Genomic DNA, 217 nt, shown 5'->3' on the forward strand with positions numbered 1-217 from the left:
TGATATAGTTGAGGGCAAAATAAAAGATCCAAGGGATATAGATTCTACTTATGAAAGCAGAAGGGAATTTGATCGTTATAGGGGAGGGTATAAAAATGGTATGCTGCAAGGTTATGGAACCGATACACCTAATGATTGGAGTGAAGAAAGAGCTCAACTTTTTAATGATACTTTAATACTACATGCCAAACTAGCAGCCCTAACTCCTCCTCAAGGC

The 217-nt window shown here is 38.2% G+C and carries 1 pseudogene; it reads left to right on the forward strand.

Annotated features, from left to right (window positions below):
• Positions 1 to 217, forward strand: a pseudogene (locus AJ932_RS00005) (hypothetical protein); the annotation flags it as partial.

It is taken from the genome of Campylobacter sp. BCW_6873 (assembly GCF_001762365.1).
GTDB lineage: Bacteria > Campylobacterota > Campylobacteria > Campylobacterales > Campylobacteraceae > Campylobacter_D > Campylobacter_D jejuni.